We start from the raw sequence: 23703 nt of genomic DNA, 5'->3' as shown, positions 1-23703 counted from the left end.
AGGCGGAAAATGCAACTTCCGCACCTCGGATTGCACTTTTCATGGGCCTGGCAGGCTGCGTCATGGTGGCTGGCATGGGCAGACAAGAACGCCGGTTTGCCGCGCTCTAACCTGCGCAAATCGGGCCGCTGCGGCCCATCCGGAGCCCTGTCATGAGCGATATCCCCCTCCTCCCCAGCGTCAGCGCCTTCCTCGCCCGTGACCACGGCCTGTACATCCACGGCGCAACGGTGACCAGCCAATCCGGTGCCCGCATCACCGTGCACAACCCGGCCAACGGCGAAGCCATCGCCCAGGTCGCCGACGCCAACCTGGCCGATGTCGAGCGCGCCGTCGCATCGTCACGTCAGGGGTTTGCCAGCTGGTCGCGCACCAGTCCCGCCGCCCGCGCCACAGTGCTGTTGCGCCTGGCCGACCTGCTGGAGGCCAACCGCGAGGAGCTGGCCCAGCTGGAAACCCTGCAATCGGGCAAGCTGATCGGCATCGCCCGCGCCTTCGAGGTGGAGCAGGCCGCGCACTTCCTGCGCTATTACGCCGGCTGGGCCACCAAGATCACCGGCCAGACCATCACCCCATCGCTGCCCTCCTTCGCCGGCGAGCGCTACAGCGCCTTTACCCTGCGCGAGCCGGTGGGGGTGGTGGTGGGCATCGTGCCGTGGAACTTCGCCACCATGATCGCCCTGTGGAAGCTGGCCTCGGCATTGACCACCGGCTGCAGCATCGTGCTCAAGCCCAGCGAGTTCACCCCGCTGACCCTGCTGCGCATCGCCGAACTGGCCAGCGAGGCCGGCCTGCCTCCGGGCGCCCTCAACGTACTGACCGGCGGTGGCCAGGTGGGCAAGGCGCTGGTCGAGCACCCAGGCACCGACAAGGTGTCGTTCACCGGCTCAGTGCCCACCGGCATCGCCGTCGGCCAGGCGGCCATGGGCGCCCGGCTGACCCGGGCTACCCTGGAACTGGGCGGCAAGAACGCCGTGGCGTTCCTGCCCGATGTCGTCGTCGACAAGGCGGTGGACGGCATCATCGAGGCCGGCTTCCTGCATTCCGGGCAGATCTGCGCCGCAGGTGAGCGTTTCTACGTGCACCGCTCACGCCTTGACCCGTTGCTCGAGGCCCTGTCCCAACGCCTGGGCCAACTGAAGATAGGTTCGCCCCTGGACGAAACCACCCAGTTCGGCCCTGTAGCCAACAAACCGCACCAGCAGAAGCTTGGCGAGCTGTTCGCCACCGCCCGCGCCGAAGGTAACCGCATCGTCCATGGCGGCCGCCTTGGCGAAGGCCCGGGCTGCTTCGTCGAGCCCACTGTCATTCTCGCCAACAGCGCGAGCGACACCCTGCTCAACCAGGAAACCTTCGGCCCGGTGGCGACCTTCCTGCCCTATGACCATGAGGACGAACTGATCCACCTGATGAACGCCTCGCCCTACGGCCTGAGCGCAAGCCTGTGGACCAACGACCTGGGCAAGGCCATGCGCCTGATCCCGGAAATCCAGGCCGGTACCCTGTGGGTCAACATGCACACCCTGCTCGACCCGGCGGTGCCGTTCGGCGGCATCAAGGCGTCCGGCATCGGCCGCGAGTTCGGCTCGGCCTTCATCGACGACTTCACGGAGCTGAAGTCGGTGATGATCCGCTACTGACCATCACCAGCGCCAACCACGACCTAGGCCGCTACTGCCTGCAGGTGCCCGGCGTAGCTGGCGGCGTTCTACCGCGTAAATGCCGGGCAGCATCCCAACACAGGAGTCAACGACATGCCGAAGCAAACCGACTGGATCACCGTGGGCGCCCTCGCCGAAGGCTTCGCACCCGAGGCCTTCATCCTGCCGCAACTGGCCGACCTGTCCGGGCGCTCGCTCACCCTGCACTTCGCCAATGGCTGGATCATCGAGCACCGCTTCGACAGCGAGCGCCTGCACTGGCACGCGGCGGACGGCCACAGCAGCGGCAGCGCCGACTACCGAGCCACTTCGGTGCGCCCCGGTATCTACCTGGTCGACTTCATCAAGCACGAGGCCGGCCAGGCCTGGTCGGTGTCGCTGGTGCTCGACACTCTCGAGCAGGCCTTCACCGCCGTGCTCGGCCGCCTGCCCGACCAGGCCCGCACCCAGCGCGGCTTGTACGCCCTGGCCTTGGCCGGCGAAGCACTGACCGGCGTCGAAGCCAGCTTCCTGCACGGCAGCATCGACCGCCCCTGGCAGGCCGGCGCCTGCCCCCACGCGCCGACCACCGAGCTGGTTGGCCTGCGTAACCACTACCGCTACAGCCCCACCGAGGAGTACGAGCACATCTACCTCAATGCCGACTACTACAGCTGGCAGTGCCTCAAGGGTGTCGAACAGGGCCTGTGCGACACCGACCGGGCGTACTACTACAAGATCGCCGAGCAGCTGTACCTGTTCGTCTGGTGCGAGAAGATCGTGCCCACCCTGGGCCTGGTGATGATCGACCTGGCGCGGCACCGCAGCGACGGCAAGATCTTCGGCTACCAGGGCGGCGGCTTCGATGCGCTGGCCAACTTCCCGGTGTCGTCCCACTGCCGGGTGCTCAACCGCACGGAGCATGCGCAGTGAGCCGCAGCGTGCTGGTCACCGGGGCCGGCAGCGGCATCGGAGAAGCCTGCGCCCTGCGCCTGGCCCGCCAGGGCTGGCAGGTGGCACTGGTGGGCCGCCGCCGTGAGGTACTGGAGCGCGTCGCGCAGCAGTGCGATGGCCTGGTGCTGGCCGGCGATGCCGCGGACAGTGGCAACTGGGTGGGGTTCATCGAGCAGGTACGCGCGCGGTTCGGCGGCCTCGATGCGGTGATAGCCTGCGCTGGCGGCCACGGCTTGGGCGCGGCCGAGCAGACCAGCGACAGCGCCTGGCGCGAGGCTATGCGCAGCAACCTCGACAGCGCCTTCCACACCGCCCGGGCGTGCCTGCCGTTGCTGCGCGAGCGGCGTGGCAGCCTGGTGCTGCTGGGCTCCATCGCCGCGCTGGGCGCCGGGCCCGAGGTGTGCGGCTACACCACCGCCAAGCATGCGCTGGTCGGCCTGACCCGCTCACTGGCCCGCGACTATGGGCCCTTCGGCGTGCGGGTCAACTGCGTCTGTCCGGGCTGGGTGCGCACGCCCATGGCGGATAAGGAGATGCAGGCGTTGATGGACCACCACCAGGAGGACCTTGATGGCGCCTACCGCCGGGTCACCGCCGACGTCCCGCTGCGCCGCCCAGCCAGCAGTGATGAAATAGCCGCCGTATGCCAGTTCCTGGTCGGCGCCGAGGCCAGCATCGTCACCGGCGCGGTGATCGCCGCCGACGGCGGCTCGACCGTGGTCGATGTGCCGACCCTGGCCTTCACCCACCTGGAGCCGTCGGCATGAAAGCGTGCTACGACTTCGAGGGTCGCACCGTGCTGGTCACCGGCGCGGCGGGCGGGATCGGTCAGGCCATCGTCGAGGGTTTCGCCCGAGGCGGTGCCCAGGTGATGGCCGTGGATCTCGATTCGCCAGCACTTGAGCGCCTGATGGAGGCACAACGGGTCCTGGGTCACGACGTGCGGGGGGAAACGCTGGACCTGGCCGACCCCGTTGCGATCGACACCTTGCTAGCCAAGCTGGAACGCCTGGATGTGCTGGTGCACAACGCCGCGTACTTCCCGCTTACCACGTTCGCCGAGATCGACCCGGCGCTGCTGCAACGGACCCTGGCGGTGAACCTGGGGGCGTTGTTCTGGCTCACCCAAGGCGCCTTGCCGCTATTCCGCCGCCAAGGTGGCGGCTGCGTGCTGGCTACCTCCTCGGTGACCGGCCCGCGGGTGGCCTATCCGGGCCTGAGCCATTACGCCGCGTCCAAGGCCGGGGTCAACGGCTTCATCCGCAACGCCGCACTGGAACTGGCGCAGTTCAATGTACGGGTCAACGGCGTGGAACCGGGGATGGTGCGCACCCCGGCCATGGGCAACCTCGGCGATACCCAGTTAAACGCCCGGATCGCCGCGGGCGTGCCCTTGGGGCGACTGGGGGAACCCGCCGATATCGCTGCCGCGATGCTGTTCCTGGCCTCCGACGCCGCCCGCTACATCACCGGCCAGACCCTTGTGGTCGACGGTGGCGCCACCCTGCCGGAGACCGCCGCGCGCCTGTGATGGCGGCGACATGCAAGAGCGCTGGCAGCCACGGGCAAGACCACCGCCAGCGTTCCACGCGCTAATAGCCCGTCACCTTTCGACACTGCCTCCACAACAACGCGGCACTCAAGACCGCACACAAAAAACGAGGATCGATCCATGCGTCTCACTCCACGTCGCACCGCAATGGCCACGGCACTGACCCTGCTGGTCCATGGCCAGGCCAGCCCGGCCTACGAACTGTATGCCGACGACGACAGCCACCTGAACGCCGATCTGCTCGCGGTCTGGGGCATGTTCAACAGCCGCCACAACTACGATGGCACCCCCGGTGGCTCGACATGGCGCGAAGGTTTCATCAAGTACGGCCTCAGCGGCGACCAGGGCCTGGCCGGCAACGGCAGCCTGTATGGCGCCCTCAACTGGGTCAGCTCAGGCGCCTGGGGCGACGGCGACGCCGGCGGCAACCAGGACGGCTCCGAACGCACCACCAAGATCGAGGACGCCTACCTGGGCTGGCGCTCGGGCGACCTGTTCCCGTTGCTGGGCAAGGATGGCGTGGACCTGTCCGGCGGCCGCCAGGTGATCCGCCTGGGCAGCGGCTTCCTGATCAACGACGACGGCCCCAACCTGGGCAAGGGCCCGGCCGACGGCCAGCTCAACCGTGGCGGCGGCTTCTATCTGGGCGCGCGCCACGCCTTCGACCGCACCGCGGTGCTGCGCCTGGGCGGCCAGGAGGGGCTGCATGGCAGTGTGCTGTGGCTCAAGTCCGACAACCGCGCACAGGCCGAAACCGAGCTGGCGGCCGGCACCCTGGACTACACCCATGACCTGGGTACCCTGGGCCTGACCTATATCCACGGCATCGACGTGACCGACCAGTGGGCCAGCGAGTTCCAGAAGGCCCGCGAAGGCATGGATGTATACAGCCTGCGGGGTGAAGGCAGTGCGGGCCTGGCGAACACCCGGCTGGCCTTCGAATATGCCTGGCAGGACAAGCGCGGCGGGCATGAGACGGCCTGGTACGGCGAAGCGGCCTACACCTTCGCCGACACCCCTTGGGCGCCGCAGCTGACCTACCGCTACACCCGCTACTCCGCAGGCTGGGACCTGCTGTTCACAGGGCTTTCCAGCGGCTATGGCACCTGGATCCAGGGCGAGGTCGCCGGCAACTACGCCGGGCCTTTCAACACCAACAGCGGCATCCACCATGTCGGTCTGAAGGCCACGCCACGGGACAATCTGACCCTCGGCGCGCTGTTCTTCGACTTCGACACAGTGCGTAGCCGCGACACCTTGAACCTCGATGCGCAGGAGCTGGACCTGTATGTGGAATGGGCGGTCAACGAGCACCTGATCGTCACCCCGCTGCTGGGGCTGTTCAAACCGCGCAAGGATGAAAGCAATGGCGGCAACCAGGTGGGCAGCGGGACCAACGTCTACAGCCAGCTGACGGTGGCGGTGCCGTTCTGAGTCATCGCGGGGCAAGCCCACGCTGATGGGCATCAGGCCCGAGACGTGGAAGCAGGCTTGCCCCGCGATGAGGACCTGTCAGCCCAGCAACAGACGCAGGTCTGCGCCCTGCTCACCCAGCGGCGGGCACCAGTAATACCCGCCACTCAACGGCCGGCTGAAGCGGTACAGGCCATCGACCACGCCATCCTCCAGCCCGCTCATGCGCCGCAGCTGCACCTCGAAGGCGTCCAGCGAGAAGCCCAGGGCGACGAACGCCAGGCCCGCGCCGCGCTCATCGGTCCAGGCCACCGAGCGCCGCACCACGAACGCTTCGGGCGCGAAGCTCTCCTGGGCGGTGCGCTTGACGTGGGCGGATTCGGGCGCGTCGTCGAGCTCTTCGTTGTCGCTCAGGCGGCGACCGATGATGTTGTCCTGCTCGGCCTGGGGCAGCGACTTGAAGTAGCCCAGGTCGTGCTTCCACAGCTGGAAGGCGGCGAAGCTCGAACCCGACAGGCCGGGGATGTCGCCCGGCACAATGGCGGCGGCGACGGCGTCTGCGTCCACCGGGTTCTCGGTGCCGTCTTCGTAGCCGGTCAGGTCATGGCCGCCGCGGTGCAGGAAGCCGTCGACGCTGTCGACCAGGCGCAGGGCCGGCGCCAGCGTCTGCTGCAGTGCCTGGGCGCGCAGGAACAGCTCGCCGCGCTCGGCACCGCGCAGCCACAGCCACAGGGCGTGCTGGGTCGCCGGGTTCTCCACCACCGCGTCCAGTTGCGGGAAACTGCGCAGGCCCGGCACCTCACGACCCAGGGCCTTGGCCAGCGGCGCGCCGACGGCCAGGATCAGGCTGTGGCCATCGACTTGCGGCAACAGTTGGTCAAGAACGGCGGGCAGCGCTTCCAGGGAATCGAGGGCAAAGAACAGGTGACGGGCGTGGGCCGGCACCGGGGTGGCAAGCAGACCTTGCTGGAACGGCATGACGGGCTAATCCTCGGCAAAAGCGCGAATGCTACTGCCACAGGCCCGGCATCGCAACGCGACATGGCGTCATCAGGCCAGTAACAAACGGTTACCAAGATCGTCCAGACACGATTAGCTATCATTGCGCACCCACCTACACTCCTCGGGATCCTTCGCCCAAGAGACCGCCCATGACCGCCTCCCCCTTGCTCACCGCCCTCCTGCCGCTGGCCCTGGGCATCATCATGCTCGGCCTGGGGCTTTCGCTGACCCTCGCCGACTTCGCCCGGGTGGTGAAGTACCCCAAGCCGGTGGTGATCGGCCTGGCCTGCCAGATCCTGCTGCTGCCACTGGTGTGCTTCCTGATAGCCAACGGCTTTGGCCTTGAGTCGGCATTGGCGGTGGGCCTGATGCTGCTGGCCGCCTCGCCCGGCGGCACCACGGCCAACCTGTTCAGCCACCTGGCCCACGGCGACGTGGCGCTGAACATCACCCTCACCGCGGTCAACTCGCTGATCGCCATCCTCACCATGCCGCTGCTGGTGAACCTGTCGCTGATGTGGTTCATGGCATCGGACCAGGCCATTCCCCTGCAATTCGCCAAGGTCATGCAGGTGTTCGCCATCGTCCTGCTGCCGGTGGCCCTGGGCATGCTGATCCGTTACTGGGCGCGGCGCTTCTCCGCGCGAATGCAGAAGCCGATGAAGATCGTCGCGGCGCTGTTCCTGGCTTTCACCATCGTCCTGGCCCTGGCCAAGGACTGGCAGACCGTAGTCGAGTACGCGCCGATCGTCGGTGGCGCCGCGTTGCTGTTCAACCTGCTCAGCCTTGGCGTGGGTTACTGGGTGCCACGCCTGTTGAACATCCCGAAACGCCAGGCGATCGCCATCGGCATGGAGATCGGCATCCACAACGGCACCCTGGCCATCGCGCTGGCCCTGAGCCCGTCGCTGCTGAACAACGCGACCATGGCGGTGCCGGCGGCGATCTACAGCCTGATCATGTTCTTCACCGCGGCGGGGTTCGGCTGGTGGGTCAGCCGCGGGTAAGCACTGGAGAACGTGGCAGAGCAGCCATCGTGAGTCGAGCGCTGCCCTGCGCCTTCTGCAGCTGGAGGTCGAAGGTTTCCTCTCCAGGTCGGAGTGCTCTCCGTTTTATGTACTGTCGCCCCGTAGCTTGTTGCGTGTGTCTGACGGCGACTGGCCGTCAGCTGGGCCGTTAGGTGCACCAGCGTGGGGGGCGGCAGGCACGGAAGGGGCCGTCACTTGGTCTGGCACGGACGGTGTTGGGCGCAGCCAGTCATATACCCAATAGACGGGAGCAACAGGCCCGTACTTGATTGCCATCTTGCCGGTTTGCTTGACTACAGCCCACCGGTTCGACCAGGTCGGTTTTTTGAGCACCTCTACAAACAGTTTTGCAAAGGTGGTGGCATCCTCGACCAGCGCCAGTTTTTTGCGTACGAATTTCTTCACTAACAGCCATCCGCCAGTCGGGTTACGCTTTTTCCCAGGCGCATGCCCCGAAGGGTCGACGCTGTTGATCGGGTCACCCGCACAGTAAGCATAGGCGTTCAAACCACCCTCACCAAACGGGCTCAAGCCGTCTGGCGAGGTGAAGCGCAGCAGTGTCGGACTGTATGTCCGATAGCCATTACCCAGCAGATAGTTGCCGGACAACTTCTCTGGGGCCTGGCCATTGAAGCGCAGGAACGGACTGACCGGCCGAGTCCTGGCATCATGGCCGTGCACGGTATAGGCCAGCACCGACTGACCTGTTTCACCTTGGGCGCGCAACACCGAGCCATGGGCATCCGTGTACAGCAATCGAGAGTGGGGCACGGCCTGTCCTCTGCCGGAAAGCCACAGCGTCCTGCTTCTGGCGACCGACCACAACTGACATTTTTGCCAGGTGGGCGCCGCACGCTAGGTGACAGCCAACGCTGCGCCGGCCTTAGGAACTCTCGCGCACCATCAGCTCGAACCCCAGGTCCTGCTGACCGGTAGCCACCCGCTTGCCATCGAGCAACGCCAGCAGCGCCTGAGCAGCACCACGCCCGACCGCCGCGCGCGGGGTGCGGATCGAGGTCAGGCGTGGGACCATGTGCGCCGAGGCCGGCAGGTCGTTGAAACCGACCATAGCCACCCGGCCCGGCACTTCGATGCCTTCGCGCAACGCCTGCAGCACCGCGCCCTGGGCCAGGTCGTCGTTGCAGAAGAAGATGCCGTCGACATCCGGCGCCTTCGCCAGCAGGCGGCTGAACAGCGTGCCGCCCAGACCGATGGACGAGGGTTGCGGGTCGAGCACTTCGAGCTCGGGGGCTTGCAGACCGGCCTCGGCGAGGGCCTGACGGAAGCCTTCGGCGCGCTGCATTACCCGAGGGTCGAGTTGCGCGGCGATGAACCCCAGGCGTCGGCGGCCACGCTCGATCAGGTGCCGCGCCGCGGCGCGTCCGGCCGCATGCTGGGAGAATCCTACCGACAAGGCATCGCCCTCGCCGCCCAGCTCCATCATGTGCACGCACGGTACCTGGCTCGCGGCCAGCATCTGCCGCGAGGCCTCGCTGCGCTCGAAGCCGGTGAGCAGCACGCCGCAGGGCTGGTAGGCCAGGTAGTTGCGGATCAGGTTCTCTTCCTCGGCGATATCGTAGTGATAGTTGCCAATGAGCACTTCCAGGCCGCGGGGGCGCATCACCTCGTGAATGGCCTCGAGGGTGTCGATGAACAGCTGGTTGGACAACGAGGGGATCAACACCACCACCGACTGGCTGCGCGCCGACGCCAGCGCGCGGGCCGCCGGGTTGGCGACATAGCCAAGGCTCGCCGCCGCGGCCATGACCTTCTGCGCCAGCTCCGGTGCGACCGTACTGACGCCACGCAGGGCGCGGGAGGCGGTGATGGGGGAAACCCCGGAAAGCCTGGCGACTTCAGCCAGGGTGGGACGACCGGTAGTACGCGAGCCAGTACGGGACATGAGTATTGTAATTTTACTGCTTGCAGGAATGGGGAACGGTCACTAAGGTAGCGCTGTCTCTGGATGCAGGCAATGCAATCTTGGTAGCAGGCATGCGTTCAGCGTCCATACTGCCAAAGACAAGATCAATAACACCCGGGAGGGTGGCGCAGGATTTTCGGCTCGTCCCGACCGAGACAGCGCTATCTCACCCAGCAGGAGGTACAGATGAACACTTCCCTGTCCGCGATCGTGGTCATGGGCGTGGCCGGCTGCGGTAAAAGCAGCGTCGGCGCCGCCATTGCCACCCGCAGCGGCGGCCGCCTGATCGAAGGCGATGCCTTCCACCCCGCCGCCAACATCGCCAAGATGAGCGCCGGCATTCCCCTGAACGACGACGACCGTGCCGGTTGGCTGGTGCGCCTGGGCGAGGAGCTGCAGGCCAGCCTCGCTGCGGGTGAACGCCCGATCCTCACCTGCTCGGCCCTCAAGCGCCGCTATCGGGACACCCTGCGCCTGGCCGTGCCCGAGCTGTGCTTCGTGTTTCTCGAGCTGACCCCGCAAGAAGCCGAGAAACGCGTCCTGGCGCGCCCCGGTCACTTCATGCCGGCCAGCCTGATCGACAGCCAGTTCGCAGCGCTGGAGCCGCCGCACGCAGAGCCCCTGACCCTGGCCCTGGACGCCACCCGCCCGCTGCCTACGCTGGCCGAGGACGTGCACCAGTGGCTAAAGCCTTGCGGTGAGCAGGCGCTGGCGCGGACTGCCTGATCCGGCGGTTTTTCCGGCTCACCAAAGACAGCGCTGTCTCCATGCCTTCGCAGGCGCAATGACGCAAGACACGCGATACCAAAACAACAACGAAAAGACCGAGGTTCACGAACCATGTTCGGACTGGCTACCGATACCTTCCTGCTGCTTGACGCGCTGGTCACCATCGTCGGGCTCATCCTGCTGATCACCCATTTCAAGGTCCACCCCTTCGTCGCCCTCACCATAGCCGCGGGCTTTCTCGGCCTGACCTCCGGCATGCCGGTGGCCAAGGTGATGAAGTCGTTCCAGGACGGCTTCGGCGGCGTGCTCGGCTTCGTCGGCATCGTCCTGGCCCTGGGCACCATGCTCGGCAAGCTGATGGCCGACTCCGGCGGCGCCGACCAGATCGCCCAGACCCTGATCCGCGCCTTCGGCAAGCAGAAGGTGCATTGGGCAATGATGTTCGCCGCCTTCCTGGTGGGCATCCCGCTGTTCTTCGAGATCGGCTTCGTACTGCTGATCCCGCTGGTGTTCATCGTCGCCCGCCGCTCCGGCGTGTCGCTGGTGAAGATCGGCATCCCGCTGCTGGCGGGCCTGTCGGTGGTGCACGGCCTGGTGCCACCGCACCCGGGGCCGTTGCTGGCGATCGGCATCTTCCATGCCGACATCGGCAAGACCATCTTCTATGGCCTGCTGGTGGCCCTGCCCACTGCGGTGATTGCCGGCCCGCTGTTCGGTAATTTCATCTCGCGCTATATCCCTGGCAACCCGTCCCAGGAGCTGATGGACCAGATCGCTCGCGAGTCGAACCAGCAGAACCTGCCCAGCTTCAGCGTGACCCTGATCACCGTGCTGCTGCCGGTGGTGCTGATGCTGCTCAAGACCTTCGCCGACGTGGTACTGCCAGCCGAGCACATCGTGCGCCAGTGGATGGACCTGATCGGCCACCCTATCACCGCCCTGCTCGCTGCCCTGCTGCTGGCCTTCTACACCTTCGGTTCGGCCCGTGGCTTCAACCGCCAGCAGATCATGAAGATGCTCGACCAGAGCCTGGCCCCCACCGCCGCCATCGTGCTGATCGTCGGCGCCGGCGGCGGCTTCAAGCAGATGCTGGTGGACACCGGCGTGGGCAACGTGATCGGACAGATGGCGGTGCAGGCCGAGATCTCGCCGATCATGCTGGCCTGGCTGGTGGCGGCGGTGATCCGCATCGCCACTGGCTCGGCCACGGTGGCCACCATCACCGGTGCCGGCATCGTCGCCCCGGTGATCGACCTGGTGCCGGGGGTCAACCGCGAACTGCTGGTGCTGGCCACCGGCGCCGGCTCGTTGATCCTGTCCCACGTCAACGACGCCGGTTTCTGGCTGGTCAAGCAGTACTTCAACATGACCGTGGCCGAGACCTTCAAGACCTGGAGCATGATGGAAACCATCCTCTCGGTGGTCGGCATCATCTTCATCATGTTGCTGTCGATGGTGGTGTGACCGTTGGTCGCCGTGATGGCACCTTGCTGATGGGGTCATGGCCCAAATGAGAACAAGGCCCTGCGCAGGCAGGGCCGACTTCTTGTCATCGCAAAGGAGCTTGCCCGCATGAAACATTCCTTCCTGCTTGCCGCCCTGCTCGCCTCGCCCCTGGCCTTCGCCGCCGGTACCGGCGCCACCTACCCTGACGACCCGCACAACCCGGCGCCCAAGCCCGGCGTGGATAGCACCCTCAACCCGATTGAAAAGCCCATGCCACGGGATACCGACCCGCGGATCAAGGGCAATGACCCGGACAGCCCGCCGGCCGAGCAGAACAATGATCGCGACCTGCCGGGGATGGGGGACAGCGGCTCGGAGGGGATGGGGCGTGAAGGCGGAGGGTCGGGCAACGGCGGTAAGCCCTAAGCTTTGTGAAACCAGGCGTTACTCAGCACAGTACGATCCAGCCGGCTCCCACAGGGACCGCGCAATTGCTGAATTCTGCGCTGTACCTGTGGGAGCCGGCTTGCCGGCGATGGGCTGCATGGCAGCCCCACAAACGCGAAACTGACAGGCAATCAGCCCGCCCGCTCACCACTGCCGTTTGTCCGGCCGGGTCAACCCAAGCTTCTCGATCTTGTAGCGCAACATGTCCCTCGACAGCCCCAACAGCCGTGCCGACTTGGTGACGTTCCAGTCGGTGCGGTCGAGGGTGCGGCAGACCATGTCGCGCTCCATGTCCGGCAGGCTGGCCGCTGCCGCTGGCTCATGGCGTGGCGCCTCGAATGCCAGCACCTGCGCCGGCTGCGCCAGCGGTTCGTCGACCAAGGTCATGCACAGGTTCAACTGGTGGGCGCTGATCACCTCGCTGGGCGCCAGCAACACCGTCTGCTCGAGCATGTTGCGCAATTCGCGGACGTTGCCAGGCCAGCTGTAACCCAGCATCAGCGCCTCGGCCTCGGCCGAGAAGCGCAGGTTGGGCTTACCGTAGCGCCGCCCGTGGTGGGCCAGGAAGTGCCGGGCCAGGCGCAAGATGTCCTGGCCACGGGCAAACAGGCGCGGCACCTTGAGGGCAATGATGCGCAGGCGGAAGAACAGGTCGCGGCGGAACTTGCCCTGCTGGACCATCTGCTCCAGGTTGCAGTTGGTGGCGCTGATCACCCGCAGGTCGACCTTACGCTCCTTGACCGCGCCGATACGGCGAATGGTGCGGTCCTCCAGCAGCTTGAGCAGCTTGGCCTGCAGCACCAGGTCCATCTCGCCGATCTCGTCGAGGAACAGGGTGCCACCGTCGGCCGCCTCGACCAGGCCCACGCGACGCTCCTTGGCATCGGTGAAGGCGCCTTTCTCATGCCCGAACAGCTCGGCCTCCAGCAGGTTGGCCGGAATCGAGGCGCAGTTGAACTCGATGAACGGCCCCTTGGCCCGGCTGCCATCGAAATGCAGGGCGCGCGCCACCAGCTCCTTGCCGGTGCCGGTCTCGCCTTCGACCAGTACCGGCGGCAGGTCGCCGCTGACCATGCGCCGCTCGGCATCGAGCAGCTGCTGCAAGGTGTGCTTGAGTTCGAGCATGGCCGGCGACTCGCCGATCAAGGCCTGCAACCCGGATTTCTGCGCCTCGCGCTCCTGGTAGAACGACAGCGTGCGCTCCATGCGCTCGGCGGCCAGGGCCTTGTCCAGCATCAGCTTGAGCTCGGCCAGCACCACCGGCTTGGTGAGGTAGTGGAACGCACCCTCCTTCATGGCCAGCACGGCGTCCTCGACGTTGCCGTAGCCGGTCATCATGATCACCTTGAGCTCCGGTGCCTGCGCCACCAGCGTGCGCAACAGCTCGTGGCCGCTCATGCCAGGCAGCGAATTGTCGGTCAGCACGGCGTCGGGCCGGGCGCGCTTGATCTGCTCCAGCGCCAGTTCCGCGCTGTGGCACACCGTGACCTCGAAGCCTTTGAGGTTCAGGTAGGTGCGAATGTTGTCGGCAAGGATTTCATCATCCTCGACCACCAGGATGCTGTGCTCCATGGTCCCCTCCCGCTGCAATATTGAAAGTCAGGCTGACGCGGGTTCCTTCCTCTTCGCGGCTGGTCAGTTCAACCGCGCCGCCAAAGCGCTCCATGATCCTTTTGACCAGGGCCAGGCCAACACCCAGGCCGCCTTGCTTGGTGGTGAAGAACGGCTTGAACACCATGCGCCGCTGCTGCTCGCTCATGCCCTTGCCGGTATCGCTGAGCTGCAGTTGCGCCTGCTGCCCCTCCAGCTGGCGCACCTCGGCGCGCAGCTCGCCACCCTGGGGCATGGCCTCCAGGGCGTTGGCAAACAGGCTGTTGAGGATCTGCGTCAGTTGCAACGGCTGGCTGGCCACCCATTGCGTCGCTGGCCCGTGGAAGGCGAAGCGCACGTTGTTGCGCTCGATCTGCGGGGCGAAGGCCTGCCGCGCATCCTCGACAGCCGCCACCAGGTCGACCGACTCGGCTTCGTCGCTGGTCGGGCGCAGCGACACCAGCAGGTCGCGGACCCAGCGCGACATGCGGTCGACCTGGGTGATGATGTCGCCGATGTTCTTCTGCGCCGCCGGGCTGGCGATGTCCTGGGCCAGTTCTGCGCTGGAGCGGATATTGGCCAGCGGGTTGCGCAGGCTGTGGGCCAGCGCGGAGGACATCTCGCCCAGGGCCACATAGGTTTCGCTGGCCACCAGGCGGTCTTGCTGGTGATGCAGCAGGCTGGCGGCGCGGCGCACGATCCAGAACAGCCCGAAGTAGATCAGCGCCCCTCCGACCAGTGTGGAGGCCCAGATCAGCACATAACCGCGATGGATGCGCCGCACCAGGTCATGCGGCTCCTTGTAGATCTCGACCATCGCCAGCACCTGCTCGCCCTGGCTGTCGAACAAGGGGATGTAGTTCTCGATGAACAGGTGCCGGGGCTCGCGCTGGAACTTCTGTTCTTCGCGCTCCTCGTCGGCCTTGTGATAGCTGGCCGACACCGACTTTCGCGAGCGGAAAGCGTGCTCCAGGTCGTCATCTTCATCGATGCGCTGGCCGATCAGCTGCGGGTTGGTCGACCACGCCACCGTACGGTCGCGGGCATAAACATTGGCTAGCAAGGTGTCGGGGAGGTGCGCGACGTGGTCAAGGAACTCTACCCTTGTCGACTCGGCCTGTTGAGGGGTGAACTGCAGGTGCTGCTGGTCGAGGCGCGGATCGAGCAATTCACCCATGGTGATACCCGGCGGCAGCTGCGAGTGCCGCACCTCGGCCTGCGCCATGGCCTGGATGAACTGGGCGGTGAGCATGGCATCGCGCTCCACGCTGTCGCGCACCACGAAACGGGTCGAAACGTAGCCCAGGCCACCGGCCACCGAGGCGATGATCAGCAGACTGACCAGCGAGAACCAGCGTAGCAGGTTGAACTCCTGCAACGGTGTGGCCAACTCGCTAGCGGGCGGCGCGGCCTTGTCGGGGGCACTGTTTTCGAGCGTCTGCATCGCGTCGTCCCACCTGGAGGCCGATGAGGCTCACCGGCATGCTGCTCTGCTACTGGCAGTAGCAAAGTGAATCCACCGAGCCCCTGCCGAAAGTTTCAGCGCGGGCTGAAAGAGTGACAGCAAAAACCTGGCCAATAACGGTGTACTGGTTTTTTCTTTTTAGATCATTGGCTTGTAACGTTTTCTTGATTTCACTCTTTGGGTAAACCCCCACTGTTGGGTATAGGTTACCCAATTGATAACAATTACATATAAATCAATATCTTATGAAAGGAATTTAATGTTAGAGATTAAATACCTGTCACCTTGAAATTCAATATTACCCGGGTCCCCGCCCCCTCACGACTGCTCAACCGAACCGAGCCGCCGAAGCGCTCCATGATCCTCTTGACCAGCATCAGCCCCACCCCAACGCCGCCTTGCTTGGTGGTGAAAAATGGCCGGAACGCCAGGCGCTGCTGTTGTTCATTCATGCCCTTGCCAGTGTCCGAAAGCCGCAGGCTCAGGCTGCGGCGGTCGTGGCGTACCACTTCGACCCGTAGCTCGCCACCGGCCTCCATGGACTCCAGAGCGTTGACGATCAGGCAACTGAAGATCTGCCCAAGCAGCACCGGTTGGCCCAGCACCTTGACGCTCGGCAGCTCAGGCACAAGCAAGCGCACGCCGCCGCGCTCAAGCGCCTGGGTGAACGCCTGCAGGCTGTCGCGCAGGCTCTGCGCCACATCCACCGGCACGGCCTCGTCACCGAGCGGTCGCAACGACTGCAACAGCTCACGCACCCACTGCGACATTCGGTCGACCTGGCTGATGATGTCGCTGATGTTCTTCTGCGCCGGGCCATCGTCGAAAGCCTGGGCCAGTTCGGCGCTGGAGCGAATGCTGGCCAGCGGGTTGCGCAGACTGTGGGCCACCGCCGACGACACCTCGCCCAGGGCCACGAAGGTTTCGTTGCCGATCAGCCGCTGCTGCTGCACCGCCATCAGCCGCGCGGCGCGGCGCATGATGCCGTACAGGCCGACATACACCAGGCCCGCACCCACGGCGATGGCCAGCCAGATCAGCAGCAGGCCGTGCTCGATGCGCGCGATCAGGTCGTGGGGTTCCTTGTAGATTTCGACCATCGCCATGACGTTTTCGCCGTCGGCGTCGAACAAGGGGATGTAGTTCTCGATGAACAGTTGCTCGGGCGGGGTGACGAACTTCTGCTCGCTGCGCGCCTGCTCGAAGTCATGGTAGCTGGCCGACACGCGCATCTTGTACTCGAAGGCCCGGTCGAGGTCGTCATCCGATGCGATCAGCTTGCCGATCAGCGCCGGGTTGCTCGACCAGATCACCGTGCGGTCGGGTGCGTAGATATTGGCCAGGAGCATGTCCGGCAAGTGCGCAATATGGTCGAGGAACTCGCCACGGGCTCGGCGCCGCGCCTCGGGATCGACATCGGGCAAGGCATGGTCGGTACGTGGGTCGAGCAATTCGCCCATGGTGCGCACATTGGGGATCGCGACATGACGCACTTCGGCGTCAGCGATGGAGGTAATGAACTGGGCGGTGAGCAAGGCATCGCGCTCCACGCTCTCGTCAATGATGAAGCGGCTGGAGATCACGCCCAGGCCGCCCCCCACCGACAGGATGATCGCCAGGCTGACCCAGGCGTACCAACGCAGCATGTGGAATGGCTTGCGCGCCGGGCCGGCTTCACTCGGCTGCAGCGTGTCGTGACGGGGGGCGAGGTCCATGGCGGGCTCCACGACTGGGCACCTTTACAGGTTATAGCCCAAAGTTGGGGAAAGCATGGCTCAGGTGAGGCTATTGAGCGCGTGAGGGCCGGCAGGTGCTCACCGCGTCCCTTGCAGACGCTGCAAGGATCACGGAGCCCCCCTCAAAGCGGCGCATCCCCAGCCAGCCCGCGCAGCAGGCGATAGTCACGCAACACATTCGGCACGTAGCGCTGGGTCTCGGCGAACGGCGGTACCACCCGCCCACGGCTGAGAACCGCCTCAGGCCCCGCGTTATAGGCCGCCACGGCCAAGGTGATGTCGTTGTCGAACAACGTGAGCATGCGCTTGAGGTAGCGCGCCCCACCCTGCACGTTGGCCTGTGGATCGAGTACATCCTTGACACCCATCTCCTTCGCCGTGTCCGGCATCAGTTGCATCAGCCCCGCCGCACCTTTGGCCGAGCGAGCCTTGGGGTTATAGCCGGACTCGGCCTTGATCAGCGCATGCAGCAACGCCTGGGGTACACCGTGGGCCAGCGCGGCGGCCGCCACCAGGTCGGCGTAGGGTCGCCCGGTGATCAGTTGCGCATTGACCGGCCCGCCCGCTGTCGGGCGTTCGCTGATGACCCGGTCGTAGTGCCGGCCAGGCCGGTGCACGTTGGACAGCACGAAGCCGCCCTTGCCATCGCTCGAGACATAGATGTCGGCCTGGGCGGCGAATGCCATCAGCCCCGCCACCAGCCCCAGGATCAGTCCTCGCATGTCGTTCGCCTCCCGCCGCAAATAACCCAAGCGTGCCCCCCGAAGTGGGGGAGATGCCCCGTTAACCCGGGCTTTGCGACTACGACGCAAGCCGCGTGCCGCCTCTGCGGCCCATGGCGCAAGGGCCCGGGGCAGACGTGCACGGCTGTTGCATGGCTGGGGTAAATGCACCGGAGGGTTTCACCATGCAACGCAGCATCCGTACCCAACGCGGCTTCACCCTGCTTGAACTGTTGGTGGTGCTGGTGGTGCTGGGCCTGTTGGCCGGCATCGTCGCGCCCAAGTACTTCAGCCAGCTGGGCCGCTCCGAGGCCAAGGTGGCCCGGGCGCAGATCGAGGGGCTGGGCAAGGCCCTGGACCTCTATCGCCTGGAGGTCGGCCACTACCCCAGCAGCGAGCAGGGCCTGCAGGCCCTGGTGGTCGCGCCAGGTGGCGAAGCGCGCTGGTCGGGCCCCTACCTGCAGAAGGCCGTGCCACAGGACCCTTGGGGCCGCCCCTACATCTACAAGCAGCCCGGCGAGAACGGCAGCGAGTACGACCTGCTGTCGATGGGCAAGGACGGCCAACCCGGTGGTGACGGCGAAAACGCCGAAATCACCAGCTGGCAATGAGGAACCCGGCCATGCGCTATCAGCTCAAGGCCCTGGGCAGCCAGGGCGTGGTGCAATTGCAGGTGGAGGCCGAGGACAGCGACCAGGCCCGGCGCCAGGCCGAGGACCAGGGGCTGCGCGTGCTCAGCGTGCGCAGCCAGGGGCTGGCCCTGCGACGACGCGTGGCGGCGTTCGACCTGATGCTGTTCAGCCAGGAGCTGACCACCTTGCTCGGCGCCGGCCTGCCGCTGATCGACGCCCTCGAGAGCCTGACCGAGAAAGCCCCGGGCGGCGCGACGCGCAAGACCCTGGAGCAACTGGTGCGCCAACTCTATGAGGGGCGCTCGCTGTCCCAGGCCCTGGCCCAGCAGCCGCGGGTGTTCCCCACCCTGTACGTGGCCCTGGTGCAGTCCAGCGAGCGCACCGGCGCATTGGGCGATGCCCTCACCCGCTACATCAGCTATCGCCAGCGGCTGGATCTGGTCCGCCAGAAGCTGGTCGGTGCCTCGGTCTACCCGCTACTGCTGTTGCTGGTGGGCGGCGGCGTGGTGCTGTTCCTGCTGGGGTACGTGGTGCCCCGCTTCAGCCTGGTGTTCGAGGGCATGGGGACCGAACTGCCGTGGCTGTCGCGAGTGCTGATGCAGATCGGTCTGTTCCTGCATGCCCAGCAGTTGCCGCTGGGGCTGGGTACGCTTGTCGGCGTCGGCACCCTCGTCGCCCTGCGCCGCCACCCGGCCGTGCGCCGTGGCGCCGGCCGCCTGCTGCTCCGACTGCCCGCGCTGCACCAGCGCCTGATGATGTATGAGCTGGCGCGCTTCTACCGGTCGCTGGGGATCTTGCTGCAAGGGGGCATTCCCATCCTCACCGCGCTGGGCATGGCCCGCGGCCTGCTGGGCAGCACTGCGGCCGAGGGTCTGGAGCAGGCCAGCCAACGGGTTGCCGAGGGCCTGCCGTTGTCCGATGCGCTGCAGGCCGGCCAACTGGTGACCCCCGTCTCGTTGCGCCTGCTGCGTGCCGGCGAACAATCGGGCAACCTGGGTGAGATGCTCGAGCGTTGCGCCGACTTCCACGACCAGGAAATCGGCCGCTGGGTAGAGTGGTTCGTGAAATTGTTCGAGCCGCTGTTGATGACCTTTATCGGCCTGCTGATCGGGCTGATCGTGATCCTGATGTACATGCCGATCTTCGAACTGGCATCAAGCATTCACTAATGCTTGCAGGCAAATGCAGTGATCAGTAGTCGAAGCGCTCCACCGCCCTGCGTCGCTCGTTGTCGTCGCGTCGGTCATACCCGGCGGTGGTCTGGATATTGGCGTGGTGCGCAAGCTTCTGCGCGATCGACAGGTCGTGTTCCTCGATCACCCGGGTGATAAATGCCCGGCGAAAATCATGGGGCATGATCTTGGCGCCCACCTGTGCCCCGCGCTGGCGGGCGATGTAGTAGATGGCGTGCTTGGTGATGCGCGCGCGGGTGATGTGGCTGCCACGGCGGATGCGGTTGAACAGGAAGCTGTCGTCACGCTCGCCGGCCGGCAGGTGCTGGCGACGCAGGTCGAGCCAGGCCTGCAACTTGTCGAAGGCCCAGGCCGGGGCATACTTGACCAACTGACGGTTGCCCTTGGCCAGCACTTGCACGCTGCGCTCCTGGAAATCCACCTGGTCAAGGTTCACATCGACCGATTCCGATTTGCGCATCCCGGTGCCGTAGAGCAACGCCAGGATGGCTGCGTCTCGCACACCCTGTGGGCGCGGGTCGGCGGCGCACACGTCCATCAGCTCGCGGATCAGGCTGCGCCGCAAGTTGCGCCCCGGTGGCAGGCGGCTACCAGCTGCTGGCTTGACCTCGCGGATCATCAACAACTGCTCGTGCTCGATCAAACCCTGGCGCCAGGCTTCGTTCATCACTCCACGCACGGCATTGACGTACAACGACGATGTGTTGGGCGCGTAACCATCGGCACGCAGCGCAGCGACCAGGGCGATCACATGGCCAGGCTCGAGGCGGTGCCAGGGCACCTCGGCGATATCGCAGTCGGCAAACCCGAGGCGGTCGGCGGCGTCCTGAAGGATGTAGCGCATGGTCAGCTGGCTGGACGGGGCCAGACGGGCGAGGTACTGCAGCAGTGGATTGCGCAGGAGGTCGGTCACAACGGGGATCCTGTAGCAAAGCCGCCCTGGTTATCGAGGCAAGGCGAAGCAAAGCGAGTCATTTAAACCATGACAAAGGTCAAAAAGACTACATCATAAAGAAGTCATAATAACTACAAATAGTGCCATCACCTTGATATTCAAGGCTTTTGAACGCTGGCATGGTTCGTGATGGTACCCCATTCAACCATTTCGATCGAACCAAGGTCCTCGCCATGCTCGTCCAGCCGATCACCGCCCGCCCCCGCCAGGCTCTCTGGGCCCTGGGTTTTCGACCCTTCTTCCTCGGCGGCAGCCTGTTCGCCCTGGTTGCCCTGCTGTTGTGGTCCGGCGTGCTCGTCGGCATATACGAGCTCGAACCGGCCGGCGGAATGCTCGCCTGGCACCGTCACGAAATGCTGTTTGGCTTCGCTGTGGCCATAGTCGCCGGCTTCCTGCTCACGGCGGTGCAGAACTGGAGTGGCATCCCGGGTCTCAGTGGCCGACCGCTGCAGGGACTGTTCCTGCTCTGGCTGCTGGGCCGGGCAAGTTGGTTCCTGCCCTTGCCCGCCTGGCTCCTGGTGCTGATAGAGGGCGCGTTCCTGCCCCTGGTGGCGCTGGCCCTGGCGCGACCGATCATCCAGCGACGGCTGCGCAACAACTACCCCATCATCGGCCTGGTATTGCTCATCGCGGCTTGCCAGTGGCTGACCCTCATAGGCTGGCTGCGCGACGACCCGCTGTGGCAACGGCGAGGCGTACTCGCCGGGCTGTGGCTGGTGGCGGCGATGATGAGTGTGATAGGTGGCAGGGTCATCCCGTTCTTCACCCGCCGTGGCTTGGGCATCATGAGCCCGACGCCGGCCCGGCCATGGCTGGACCGCGCCTGCCTGCTGGGCAGCGTGGCGCTGCCGCTGACCTATGTGCTTGGACTCAACGACGCATCACACCCCCTGATGGCCGTGCTGTTCGCCGCCCTGGCCGTGCTGCATGGTGTGCGCCTGGTGCTGTGGCACGACCGTGGCCTGTGGCATATGCCGCTGCTGTGGTCGCTGCACCTGGCCTACGCCTGGCTGATTCCCGCCTGCCTGGGGTTGGCGCTGTGGCATGCCGGGGTGCCGATCAACCCTAGCCTGGCCGCCCATGCACTGACGGTCGGCGCCATGACCGGGCTGATCGTGGCGATGATGGCGCGGGTCAGCCTGGGGCATACCGGACGCCCTCTTCAGGTACCCCGCAGCATGAGTTGGGCATTCGCACTGATCCAGCTGGCGGCACTGGCGCGCGTGATCGTAGCGCCGTTCACGCCGCTGGGGCTGGGGTTGTCGGTATTGTTCGCCAGCGCGGCGCTGCTGCTGTTCCTCTGGCACTACCTGCCGATCCTGCTGCGTGCGCGGGTGGACGGCATGCCGGGCTAGCGGGCTGGCCCCGCGACAGGGCCGCATCTGGTCTACAGTTGAAGTCACGTTCAACCGCCAAGGGACCGCATGGCCTTCCACCACCTCACTCGCACCCACCCGCGCCTGAGCATTGCCACCCTGGCCGGCCTGCTCGGCGGCTGGCTGATCCCCGCCGGCGATACCGTGCAGCATATCCTCGTCGGCTGGAACCTCGGCGTCTGGCTTTACCTGGCCATGGTCCTGTGGCTGAGCCTGCGGGCCAATGCCGAGCGGGTGCGCAAGGTCGCCCGCATCGAAGATGAAAACGCCGGCCTGGTGCTGATCACCGTGTGCGTCTCGGCCATCGCCAGCCTGGCGGCGGTCACCCTGCAACTGGTGTCCAGCCGCGGCCTGGAAGGCAGTGCCCTGGCCTTGCACTACCTGTACACCGGGCTGACGGTGGCGGGTTCCTGGTTGCTGATCGGCTGCATCTTCAGCCTGCACTACGCCCGACTGTTCTACACCGGTGACCGCCATGAGCCCCCGCTGCGCTTTGCCGATGGCGAGCGCAACCCGGACTACTGGGACTTTCACTACTTCTCGTTCACCATCAATGTCGCCGTGCAAACCTCGGACATCGGCGTCGGCGGGCGGGCCATGCGTCGGGTGGTGCTGGCCCACTCACTGGTAGGCTTCGTGTTCAATACGGCGATCCTGGGGTTCACCATCAATATCGCGGCCGGGCTGCTCGGCCAGGGCGCGTGAGGCACAGTTGCGGATGCGCTGGCATACCTGTGCCAGCACCTGCGCCGCGAGCACCAATCCCAGCCGCACATGCCCCGCCGCGCTGGGCCCGAAGCCATCACCCGGCAACAGTGCCACGCCCTCTTCGTTCAACAGACGCTGGGCGAACGCCTGGGCGCTGAGCCCGGTACCACGTATATCGAGCATCACGAACATGCCCCCGGCTGGCTGATGCGCATGGATGCCGGGGCAATCCTCAAGCGAGGCGCACACCCGGTCGCGCCGCGCCCGGTACACCTCGCGCATCCGCCGTACCTCATCTCCAGCCTGATCCAGGGCCACGCAGGCCGCCTGCATGACAAACTCCGGCAGGCCGAACAGCATGCTCATCACCAGGTTGCCGAGGTGTCGGGCGAATTCCGGCGGCCCGATCACCCAGCCGACGCGCCAGCCACTCATGGCGTGGGACTTGGACAGGCTGCCGATCGACACACAGCGCTCGGTCATGCCCGGCAGGCCCAGTGGATTCGCTGCCTCGCCGTCGTAAAGCAGTGAGTGGTAGACATCGTCGCAGATCAGCCACAAGTCGTATTCCTGGCACAACCGCGCCAGGCACTTCAGATCAGCCAGGCCGATTGCCGTCCCCGTGGGGTTGTGCGGGCTGTTGAGCAGAAGCGCGCGAGTGCGCGGCGTGATCGCCCGGGCCACTTCCGCTGGGTCCAGGCGGAACCCCTGCTCCGGCCGCACCGGCACCTGCACGGCGCGCGCGCCGCAGGCACCGAAAACCGTCTGATAGGTGACGTACATGGGCTCGGCGACGATCACCTCGTCATCCGCCTCGAACAGGCACTGGCAGGTCGCGAACAGCCCGCACTGGGCCCCGGCGGTCACCACCACACGCTCGGGGTCGGCCAGCTGACAGTGGCGCGCCACAGCCTGGCGCAGGGCGAGGCTGCCGCGTACATCGCTGTAATGGGTTTCGCCTCGACGCAGGCTGGCAACAGCCGCCTCGACCACCGGGGCTGGCGTGTCGAAGTCTGGATCGCCCACCGACAGCAGGAAGATCTCGCGCCCCTGACGGCGCTGCTCAAGGGCCTGATAGTGGATGTCCCAAGCCGCAGCTGCGTGACCGGCGATGCGTTGGGTGAGCGTGGAATACCGCATGACTGTCTCCCTGTCTGCCGGCCGGCACCGCTGGTCCGAAAAGCGCTGAGG

General features: G+C 65.9%; 22 protein-coding genes. 13 read left to right on the top strand and 9 right to left on the bottom strand.

Features of this window, described 5'->3' with window-relative positions; translation table 11 throughout:
- Positions 1-152: 152 nt before the first annotated feature.
- From BMY03_RS20750 to BMY03_RS20730, 5 genes are all read left to right on the top strand, one after another.
- Positions 153-1640, top strand: a complete 1488-nt coding sequence (locus tag BMY03_RS20750; RefSeq protein WP_038706080.1) for an aldehyde dehydrogenase family protein — start codon at positions 153-155, stop codon at positions 1638-1640.
- A gap of 114 nt (positions 1641-1754) precedes the next feature.
- Positions 1755-2573: a molybdenum cofactor biosynthesis F family protein gene (locus tag BMY03_RS20745; protein ID WP_038706079.1), complete on the top strand. Its 819-nt coding sequence runs from the start codon at positions 1755-1757 to the stop codon at positions 2571-2573.
- Positions 2570-3361 carry an SDR family NAD(P)-dependent oxidoreductase gene (locus BMY03_RS20740; RefSeq protein ID WP_244891347.1) on the top strand — a complete coding sequence of 264 codons (792 nt, stop codon included), beginning with the start codon at positions 2570-2572 and terminating at the stop codon, positions 3359-3361. Before BMY03_RS20745 ends, BMY03_RS20740 begins: the two co-directional genes overlap by 4 nt.
- The gene (locus tag BMY03_RS20735) at positions 3358-4125 is read left to right on the top strand and encodes an SDR family oxidoreductase (protein WP_094012152.1); all 768 of its coding nucleotides are present in this window, start codon (positions 3358-3360) and stop codon (positions 4123-4125) included. The genes BMY03_RS20740 and BMY03_RS20735 overlap by 4 nt, the downstream gene beginning before the upstream one ends.
- Positions 4126-4293: 168 nt before the next feature.
- Positions 4294-5580, top strand: a complete 1287-nt coding sequence (locus tag BMY03_RS20730) for an alginate export family protein (protein ID WP_232888233.1) — start codon at positions 4294-4296, stop codon at positions 5578-5580.
- Between the two features lie 78 nt (positions 5581-5658).
- Here BMY03_RS20730 and BMY03_RS20725 read toward each other — a convergent pair whose 3' ends face one another.
- Positions 5659-6537: a Dyp-type peroxidase gene (locus tag BMY03_RS20725; RefSeq protein ID WP_094012150.1), complete on the bottom strand. Its 879-nt coding sequence runs from the start codon at positions 6535-6537 to the stop codon at positions 5659-5661.
- A gap of 173 nt (positions 6538-6710) precedes the next feature.
- On the opposite strand from BMY03_RS20725, the gene BMY03_RS20720 reads away from it, so the two are divergent.
- The gene (locus BMY03_RS20720) at positions 6711-7568 is read left to right on the top strand and encodes a bile acid:sodium symporter family protein (protein ID WP_094012149.1); all 858 of its coding nucleotides are present in this window, start codon (positions 6711-6713) and stop codon (positions 7566-7568) included.
- 105 nt (positions 7569-7673) lie between these two features.
- On the opposite strand, the gene BMY03_RS20715 is transcribed toward BMY03_RS20720, so the two are convergent.
- Both BMY03_RS20715 and gntR read right to left on the bottom strand, forming a co-directional pair.
- Complete coding sequence (locus BMY03_RS20715) at positions 7674-8360, bottom strand: RHS repeat-associated core domain-containing protein (RefSeq protein WP_232888226.1); 687 nt, start codon at positions 8358-8360, stop codon at positions 7674-7676.
- Between the two features lie 112 nt (positions 8361-8472).
- On the bottom strand, positions 8473-9492 hold the full coding sequence (gene gntR / locus BMY03_RS20710) for an HTH-type transcriptional regulator GntR (protein ID WP_094012147.1): 1020 nt from the start codon (positions 9490-9492) through the stop codon (positions 8473-8475).
- 207 nt (positions 9493-9699) lie between these two features.
- Between gntR and BMY03_RS20705 the strand changes: the two genes are divergently transcribed.
- From BMY03_RS20705 to BMY03_RS20695, 3 genes are all read left to right on the top strand, one after another.
- Positions 9700-10239 (top strand): gluconokinase, encoded by a 540-nt coding sequence (locus BMY03_RS20705; RefSeq protein WP_094012146.1) that lies wholly within the window; start codon positions 9700-9702, stop codon positions 10237-10239.
- A gap of 114 nt (positions 10240-10353) precedes the next feature.
- Complete coding sequence (locus tag BMY03_RS20700) at positions 10354-11706, top strand: GntP family permease (protein WP_038706074.1); 1353 nt, start codon at positions 10354-10356, stop codon at positions 11704-11706.
- 108 nt (positions 11707-11814) lie between these two features.
- Positions 11815-12114: a hypothetical protein gene (locus BMY03_RS20695; protein WP_023632980.1), complete on the top strand. Its 300-nt coding sequence runs from the start codon at positions 11815-11817 to the stop codon at positions 12112-12114.
- Positions 12115-12279: 165 nt separating this feature from the next.
- On the opposite strand, the gene BMY03_RS20690 is transcribed toward BMY03_RS20695, so the two are convergent.
- The 4 genes from BMY03_RS20690 to BMY03_RS20675 form a co-directional block, all read right to left on the bottom strand.
- A complete protein-coding gene (locus tag BMY03_RS20690) occupies positions 12280-13707 on the bottom strand; it encodes a sigma-54-dependent transcriptional regulator (RefSeq protein ID WP_094012145.1) in 1428 nt (475 codons plus the stop codon).
- The gene (locus BMY03_RS20685) at positions 13676-15169 is read right to left on the bottom strand and encodes a sensor histidine kinase (protein WP_094012144.1); all 1494 of its coding nucleotides are present in this window, start codon (positions 15167-15169) and stop codon (positions 13676-13678) included. Before BMY03_RS20685 ends, BMY03_RS20690 begins: the two co-directional genes overlap by 32 nt.
- A 290-nt stretch (positions 15170-15459) precedes the next feature.
- Entirely contained in the window at positions 15460-16905 is a 1446-nt protein-coding gene (locus BMY03_RS20680) for an ATP-binding protein (protein ID WP_094012143.1), read from the bottom strand.
- 143 nt (positions 16906-17048) lie between these two features.
- The gene (locus tag BMY03_RS20675) at positions 17049-17648 is read right to left on the bottom strand and encodes a lytic transglycosylase domain-containing protein (RefSeq protein ID WP_094012142.1); all 600 of its coding nucleotides are present in this window, start codon (positions 17646-17648) and stop codon (positions 17049-17051) included.
- 185 nt (positions 17649-17833) lie between these two features.
- On the opposite strand from BMY03_RS20675, the gene gspG reads away from it, so the two are divergent.
- Positions 17834-18259 carry a type II secretion system major pseudopilin GspG gene (gspG, locus tag BMY03_RS20670; protein ID WP_094012141.1) on the top strand — a complete coding sequence of 142 codons (426 nt, stop codon included), beginning with the start codon at positions 17834-17836 and terminating at the stop codon, positions 18257-18259.
- 11 nt (positions 18260-18270) lie between these two features.
- Positions 18271-19449, top strand: a complete 1179-nt coding sequence (locus BMY03_RS20665) for a type II secretion system F family protein (protein ID WP_094012140.1) — start codon at positions 18271-18273, stop codon at positions 19447-19449.
- A 22-nt stretch (positions 19450-19471) separates the two neighbouring features.
- Here the strand turns inward: BMY03_RS20665 and BMY03_RS20660 are convergent, their stop codons facing one another.
- A complete protein-coding gene (locus tag BMY03_RS20660; protein ID WP_023630795.1) occupies positions 19472-20386 on the bottom strand; it encodes a site-specific integrase in 915 nt (304 codons plus the stop codon).
- Positions 20387-20601: 215 nt separating this feature from the next.
- Between BMY03_RS20660 and BMY03_RS20655 the strand changes: the two genes are divergently transcribed.
- Together BMY03_RS20655 and BMY03_RS20650 are read left to right on the top strand one after the other, a co-directional pair.
- The gene (locus BMY03_RS20655) at positions 20602-21783 is read left to right on the top strand and encodes an NnrS family protein (RefSeq protein WP_094012208.1); all 1182 of its coding nucleotides are present in this window, start codon (positions 20602-20604) and stop codon (positions 21781-21783) included.
- Between the two features lie 69 nt (positions 21784-21852).
- The gene (locus BMY03_RS20650; RefSeq protein WP_023630793.1) at positions 21853-22509 is read left to right on the top strand and encodes a DUF1345 domain-containing protein; all 657 of its coding nucleotides are present in this window, start codon (positions 21853-21855) and stop codon (positions 22507-22509) included.
- Here BMY03_RS20650 and BMY03_RS20645 read toward each other — a convergent pair.
- Complete coding sequence (locus tag BMY03_RS20645; protein ID WP_094012139.1) at positions 22426-23652, bottom strand: pyridoxal phosphate-dependent aminotransferase; 1227 nt, start codon at positions 23650-23652, stop codon at positions 22426-22428. The two genes, BMY03_RS20650 and BMY03_RS20645, sit on opposite strands and share 84 nt — an antisense overlap.
- Positions 23653-23703 lie beyond the last annotated feature (51 nt).

This window comes from Pseudomonas soli, assembly GCF_900110655.1.
Lineage (GTDB): Bacteria > Pseudomonadota > Gammaproteobacteria > Pseudomonadales > Pseudomonadaceae > Aquipseudomonas > Aquipseudomonas soli.
This window is presented reverse-complemented; position numbering and strand designations above follow the sequence as displayed.